This window comes from Brevundimonas sp., assembly GCF_036402095.1.
GTDB lineage: Bacteria > Pseudomonadota > Alphaproteobacteria > Caulobacterales > Caulobacteraceae > Brevundimonas.
Genome location: NZ_DASWTO010000008.1, coordinates 21698 through 27749 on the forward strand (window position 1 = coordinate 21698; position 6052 = coordinate 27749).

The following is a 6052-nucleotide window of genomic DNA, read 5'->3' on the forward strand; positions in this document are numbered from 1 at the left end:
ACCGCCCACCCTGCCGGGCATGGCTCGACAGGTGCAATGATGGCAGGACGCCGGGACCCCCGCCGCACGACGGGCCCGTGGACGCGCACGCGCAGCCGGGTCGGGATGCTGACCGAGGGGCTGGTGCTGGCGGTCATGGTGCTGGCGGTGACGGTGATCCTTCGACCCGGCGCCGACACCGCCCACGCCGAAGCCGAGCCGGCCAGGGCTGAGGCGGTTGCGGACGCCGGCGCCGAGCGGCTGGAAGGCGTGGCCCGCGTCATCGACGGGGACACCCTGGATGTGGGCGGCGTCCGGGTCCGGCTGCACGGCATCGACGCCTTCGAACGCGACCAGATGTGCGACCGGCCGCAAGGACCCTGGGCCTGCGGAGCCGCCGCGACGCGCGCGCTGAAATCGCGCGCTGAAGGACGGAGGCTGGCGTGCGAGGTCCTCGACACCGACCGCTACGGCCGCAAGGTCAGCCGCTGCGAACGCGAGGGAGTCGATGTGGCGGAGGCGCTGGTGGCCGGGGGTCTGGCGCTGGCCTACCGGCGCTACAGCCGGGACTACGTCGATGAGGAGCTCGCGGCCGAGGCGGGAGGCGCGGGGGCCTGGAACGGGTCGTTCGACCGGCCGGAACAGTGGCGCCGGGCGTCCTGACCGGTTTGCGCCCTCAGACTGAATCAGATGTAACTTGATCGCTTGGGAGAACGGCGCTTTACGGACCGCCGTTTGTCGGAGGGACCAAGACAATGTCGGTATCGAACAACTTCCTGCGCCTCGGCGTGCTGTCGGCCCTGGTGGGCATGTCGCTGGGCGTCTGGATGGGCGCGAACCAGGACTTCGTCCTCAGGCCGGTGCACGCCCACATCAACCTGCTGGGCTTCGCCTCCATGATGCTGTTCGGCCTGTTCTACCGCTCGTTCCCGGCGGCGGCGCGCGGCTGGTTGCCGATGGTGCATTTCGCCCTGTCGGTGCTCGGTTTCCTGATCCTGATGCCGTCGCTCACGCTGCTGATCCTCGAGAAGCCGCTGTTCATGCCGGCGATGATCGCGTCCGAGATCATGCTGGTCCTGTCGATGCTGCTGTTCGTCATCATCGTCTTCATGGCGACGATGAAGAAGGAGCCGGCCGCCGCCTGATCAGGCCGTCGACCAGTAGCCGCGGCTGCGGGCGCTGACCGGCGCCCGCGCCGCCTCGACCATGGACAGGACGGCGGCGCGGAAGGCGTCCGCCTCCTCGTCTCCGCGGAGCAGCCGCAGCGAGCGGATGATGCGGGTGATCCGCAGGTGGTTGTGGTCGTGCAGCCGCAGCCAGCTCGAGGTCGCGCGGTAGAAGGCCTCCATCCGGTCCGTCGCCGCGGCCAGGGCGCACTGGGCGAGGATCGAGTCGTGGATCGCCTGCATGTCGTCGGCGGTCAGCACCGGAGCGTCCGGCACGGCGCCCGACGGCTCCGGCAGCGGAAACAGCCACTGGATGAAGTCGTGGGTCAGCTCCAGCGCCGCGTCGTCGAAGCCGAGCACGTCGAACAGCGTCCGCCCGCGCGCGTCCGGCCCCTCGCCTTCCAGAAAGGCCAGGACAGGCCTCGACGCCATGCTGCGGTTCGCCCCTACGCCGCCTTGTCCCAGTCGAGCACGACCTTGCCGGACTGGCCGGAGCGCATGGCCTCGAAGCCCTCGCGGTAATTCTCGTAGGACATCTGGTGGGTGATCAGCGGGGTCAGGTCGAGGCCGGCCTTGAGCAGGCCCAGCATCTTGCGCCAGGTGGTGAACATCTCGCGGCCGTAGACGCCCTTGATGGTCAGGGCCTTGAGGATGATCTGGCCCCAGTCGGTCTCCATCGGCTTCGACGGAATGCCAAGCAGCGCCATGCCGCCGCCCATGATCAGGGTGTCGACGCACTGTTTGAAGGCGATCGGCGAGCCGGACATCTCCAGCGCCACGTCGAAGCCGACCTTGAGGCCGAGTTCGTGCATGACGTCGCGAAGGTCTTCCTTCGTGGTGTTCACGGTGCGGACGCCGGGCGCGACCTTCCGCGCCAGCTCGAGACGGAAGTCGTTGATGTCGGTCAGGACCACGGTGCGGGCGCCGGCGTGCCGGGCGACGGCGGCGGCCATCATGCCGATCGGCCCGGCGCCGGTGACCAGCACGTCCTCGCCGAGCAGGTCGAATTGCTGGGCGGTGTGCACGGCGTTCCCGAACGGGTCGAGGATCGAGCCGATCTCGTAGGGCACGTCATCCGGCAGCTCGATGACGTTGAACGCGGGGGCCACCACGTATTCGGCGAAGGCCCCCTGGCGGTTGACGCCGATGCCGCGGGTGTCCGGGTCGAGATGGAAATGGCCGGCGCGGGCCGCCTCCGAGTTCAGGTCGATGACGTGGCCTTCGGCCGAGACGCGCTGGCCGACCTTGAGGCGGCGGTCGACGTCCTTGCCGATGGCGACGATCTCGCCGGCGAACTCGTGGCCGGTGATCATCGGCACGGGGACGTTCTTCTGGCTCCACTCGTCCCAGTTCCATATGTGGATGTCTGTGCCGCAGACGGCGGTCCTGTGCACCTTGATCAGCACGTCCTCGGGCCCGGCCACCGGGATCGGGGCGTCGATCAATTCGAGGCCGACCTCGGGCCGGGTCTTGGCCAGGGCCTTCATGGTGTCGGTCACGCGATGACTCCCAATTCCTTGCCGGCCGTCGTGAACGCCGCGACCGTTTGATCAATCTGTTCGAAGGTGTGGGCCGCCGACATCTGGGTGCGGATGCGGGCCTGGCCGCGGGGCACCACCGGGAAGCTGAAGCCGATGACGTAGACGCCGAGCTCCAGCATGCGCGCGGCCATGTCCTGGGCCAGCCTGGCGTCGCCGAGCATGACCGGGATGATCGGGTGCTCGCCGGGCAGCAGGTTGAAGCCGACCTGGGTCATGGCGGCGCGGTAGCGGGCGGCGTTGGCGAACAGCTGGGTGCGCAGGGCGTCGCCCTCCTCGCCGCCGGCGATGCGGATGGCCTCCAGCGACGAGCCGCAGACGGCGGGGCTGAGGGCGTTGGAGAACAGGTAGGGCCGGGCCCGCTGCTTGAGCAGGGCCACGACGTCCGACTTCGCGCAGATGAAGCCGCCCATGGCCCCGCCCAGCGCCTTGCCGAAGGTGCCGGTGACGAAGTCGACCTCGACGCCGTGGTGGGCGTAGGAGCCGCGGCCCTGCGGGCCGAGGAAGCCGGTGGCGTGGCAGTCGTCGACCATGATCAGGGCCGAGTATTTGTCGGCCAAGGCCCGGATGTCCTTCAGCTTCGCGATATAGCCGTCCATCGAGAAGGCGCCGTCGGTGGCGATGACGATCTCGCGCGCGCCGTCGGCCCGGGCCTGTTTCAGCTGGGCCTCGAGGTCGTCCATGTCGGAATTGGCGAAGCGGTATCGTTTGGCCTTGCACAGGCGCACGCCGTCGATGATCGAGGCGTGGTTGAGGCTGTCCGAGACGATGGCGTCGTCGGCCCCGAACAGGGGCTCGAAGATACCGCCGTTGGCGTCGAAGGCGGCGGCGAACAGGATCGTGTCCTCGAAGCCGAGGTAGCCGGCGATGGCCCGCTCCAGCGCCTTGTGAATCTCGAGGGTGCCGCAGATGAAGCGCACCGAGGCGGTGCCCGCGCCCCAGTCCTGCTGGGCCCTGATCCCGGCCTGTACGACCCGCTCGTCGCCGGCGAGGCCGAGATAGTTGTTGGCGCAGAAATTGAGCACATCGCGGCCGCCGACCCTGATCACCGGGCCCTGACGGGAGGCGATGACCCGCTCGGGCTTGGTCAGGCCCTGGGCGTCGATGTCGGCGAGGTCCGCGCGCACGCGGTCGTAGAAGCTGGCTGTCATGCGCGCTCCGCTACGCCGTTTTGGGCGTGGTTTGAAGCCCCTAGACGGCGGGGGCCGGCGCCGGCTGAGCGGCCCCGGTCAGCGGACGGATCGGGCTGACCCGGACCCGGCCGCCGCAGGGTGTGAACGTCATGCCCAGCGTGACCGGCGAGGTGTCGCCGGGGGCTGTCATGCGCAGCCGGGCCGCCGACGGGCAGGTCTTCTCGCCCATGGCTTCATTGGGCACGACACTCCACGCCAGCTCGAAGGCGGCCTTCGCCTGCGGCGCGAGGGTCACCGGGACGATCGGCTGGCCCTGGGTGAAATAGCTGCCCAGGCTCTGCTCGCTGCGGATCGCCGTCAGGGCCCGCCCCTGCCGGTCCTGAAGCGCCACGCCGGGGTAGCCGGTCAGGCTGCAGGCCGCGGCGCCGATATTCTGGACGCCGATATTCACGACGCGGTTGCCCGCCCCGGCGTCGCCCCCTTCATTCGACAGCTTGAGTTGCGGCCCCTTGCAGGGCGCGGCGGAGGGCAGCGCGCCGCCGGGAACCGGCTGGGGCGCCGGAGCGGGTCCGGTCGGGACCGCGCTGACGCTGGGACGGCTGCAACGTTCCAGCACGGCGATGCCGACATCGTCGTTGGGGCCCAGCCGGCTGAGCGTGGCGCTCTCCTGACCTTCGCGGTTGACCGTGGCCCATTCGAGATCCGAGCCGGAATAACGGGCGCCGGAGGCGGACTGGACGGTGCGCAGCGAATAGGTCTGACCGCGGTAGGTGAGCTGGGCGGTGGCGGTGTCGGGATAGGCGACGGTGACCGACTGGCCGCTCTCGCAGGCGTAGCTGATCGGCGGGGCGGGCGGCGTGGCCGGCGCGGGCGAGGGCTCCACCGGCTGCGGCGGGGCCTCGGCCTCCTGGGTGCAGGCGGCCGCAAATGCGGCGATCGAGAGGGCGGCGAAGGCGGTGCGAAAACGCATGGTCATCCCCGGGCTGGTCGCGAAGCCTAACGCCAGCCAACGGCAAAGGCTCCGCCGGCGCAAGCCCGGTCCTCAGGCCGTCAGCACCCGCGGCAGCTTGAAGGTCACGGTCTCGCGGGCGCCGGCGTCCTCGATCACCTCGGCGTCGAAGCGGGCGCGCACGGCCTCGACCAGCGCCTCGATCAGCGGTTCGGGCGCCGAGGCCCCGGCCGTGACGCCAAGGGTGGAGACCCCGTCCAGCCACGACCAGTCGACCTGGGAGGCGTCGTCGACGAGCCGCGCGTCGCGGGCGCCGGCCCGCAGCGCCACCTCGACCAGACGAACGGAGTTGGACGAGTTCTTCGACCCGACCACCAGCACCAGCTCGCAGCCGGCGCCGAGCCGTTTGACCGCCTCCTGCCGGTTGGTGGTGGCGTAGCAGATGTCTTCCTTGTGCGGGTCGGGCAGTTCCGGGAAGCGGCGCTTGAGCACGGCGAGAATTTCGCTGGTGTCGTCGACCGACAGCGTGGTCTGGGTGGCGTAGGCCAGCGGCGCGTCGCCCGGGCGCTGGAAGGCCTCGGCGTCCGCGACCGTCTCGACCAGGCTTATGGCGCCGGACGGCAGTTGGCCCATGGTGCCGACGACCTCGGGATGGCCGGCGTGGCCGATCAGGATGATGTGCCGGCCGGCGGCGTGGTGGCGTTCGGCCTCGACATGGACCTTGGAGACCAGAGGGCAGGTGGCGTCGAGATAGAGCATCCGGCGCGCCTGCGCCCCGGCGGGCACCGACCTGGGCACGCCGTGGGCCGAGAAGACCACCGGCCGGTCGTCGGGACATTCGTCGAGTTCGCGCACGAAGACCGCGCCCATGGCCTTGAGCCGGTCGACCACGTGGCGATTGTGCACGATCTCATGGCGCACATAGACCGGCGCGCCATACTTCTCGATCGCCCGCTCGACGATCTGGATGGCGCGGTCGACCCCGGCGCAGAAGCCGCGGGGGGTGGCCAGCAGCACCTTCAGCGGGCGGCGGGGGCGGGGGTCTTGCAACATGCCGCGCAAGGTAAGGGCTCGGGGCCGCGAACTCCAGCCGCGTTGCAGCCGCATTCGAGAACCATTAGTAGGGGACGATCGCGGAGCCGATGTCGGCGCCCGCCCTTTCTTCTTTGGACGACCTCCCAATGCGCCGTTCCCTGCTCACCGCCGTCCTGCTGATGGCCGCGGCCGCCACCGCGGTTCCAGAGCTCGCCGCCGCCCAGCGCCGCCCGGATGACCAGCAGCGGCAGG

General features: G+C 70.1%; 7 protein-coding genes. 2 read left to right on the forward strand and 5 right to left on the reverse strand.

Features of this window, described 5'->3' with window-relative positions:
* Positions 1–36: 36 nt before the first annotated feature.
* Both VGD32_RS00625 and VGD32_RS00630 read left to right on the forward strand, forming a co-directional pair.
* The gene (locus VGD32_RS00625) at positions 37–642 is read left to right on the forward strand and encodes a thermonuclease family protein (protein ID WP_331029971.1); all 606 of its coding nucleotides are present in this window, start codon (positions 37–39) and stop codon (positions 640–642) included.
* Positions 643–734: 92 nt separating this feature from the next.
* Positions 735–1124, forward strand: coding sequence for a hypothetical protein (locus VGD32_RS00630; RefSeq protein WP_331029972.1), 390 nt, complete (start codon positions 735–737; stop codon positions 1122–1124).
* On the opposite strand, the gene VGD32_RS00635 is transcribed toward VGD32_RS00630, so the two are convergent.
* The 5 genes from VGD32_RS00635 to ispH form a co-directional block, all read right to left on the reverse strand.
* On the reverse strand, positions 1125–1577 hold the full coding sequence (locus tag VGD32_RS00635; RefSeq protein ID WP_331029973.1) for an opioid growth factor receptor-related protein: 453 nt from the start codon (positions 1575–1577) through the stop codon (positions 1125–1127).
* A 14-nt stretch (positions 1578–1591) separates the two neighbouring features.
* Positions 1592–2632, reverse strand: a complete 1041-nt coding sequence (tdh, locus tag VGD32_RS00640; RefSeq protein WP_349256715.1) for an L-threonine 3-dehydrogenase — start codon at positions 2630–2632, stop codon at positions 1592–1594.
* An 8-nt stretch (positions 2633–2640) separates the two neighbouring features.
* Positions 2641–3834, reverse strand: a complete 1194-nt coding sequence (locus VGD32_RS00645) for a glycine C-acetyltransferase (protein WP_331029975.1) — start codon at positions 3832–3834, stop codon at positions 2641–2643.
* A 40-nt stretch (positions 3835–3874) separates the two neighbouring features.
* Positions 3875–4786: a DUF4232 domain-containing protein gene (locus VGD32_RS00650; protein ID WP_331029976.1), complete on the reverse strand. Its 912-nt coding sequence runs from the start codon at positions 4784–4786 to the stop codon at positions 3875–3877.
* 72 nt (positions 4787–4858) lie between these two features.
* Positions 4859–5818, reverse strand: coding sequence for a 4-hydroxy-3-methylbut-2-enyl diphosphate reductase (gene ispH / locus VGD32_RS00655; protein ID WP_331029979.1), 960 nt, complete (start codon positions 5816–5818; stop codon positions 4859–4861).
* Positions 5819–6052: the final 234 nt, after the last annotated feature.

Bases quoted from the DNA above. Each gene is read 5' to 3' on its own strand.
- VGD32_RS00650 (WP_331029976.1), bottom strand. From the start codon at position 4,786: ATGCGTTTTCGCACCGCCTTCGCCGCCCTCTCGATCGCCGCATTTGCG.
- VGD32_RS00645 (WP_331029975.1), bottom strand. From the start codon at position 3,834: ATGACAGCCAGCTTCTACGACCGCGTGCGCGCGGACCTCGCCGACATC.
- tdh (WP_349256715.1), bottom strand. From the start codon at position 2,632: ATGAAGGCCCTGGCCAAGACCCGGCCCGAGGTCGGCCTCGAATTGATC.
- VGD32_RS00635 (WP_331029973.1), bottom strand. From the start codon at position 1,577: ATGGCGTCGAGGCCTGTCCTGGCCTTTCTGGAAGGCGAGGGGCCGGAC.
- VGD32_RS00625 (WP_331029971.1), top strand. From the start codon at position 37: ATGATGGCAGGACGCCGGGACCCCCGCCGCACGACGGGCCCGTGGACG.
- ispH (WP_331029979.1), bottom strand. From the start codon at position 5,818: ATGTTGCAAGACCCCCGCCCCCGCCGCCCGCTGAAGGTGCTGCTGGCC.
- VGD32_RS00630 (WP_331029972.1), top strand. From the start codon at position 735: ATGTCGGTATCGAACAACTTCCTGCGCCTCGGCGTGCTGTCGGCCCTG.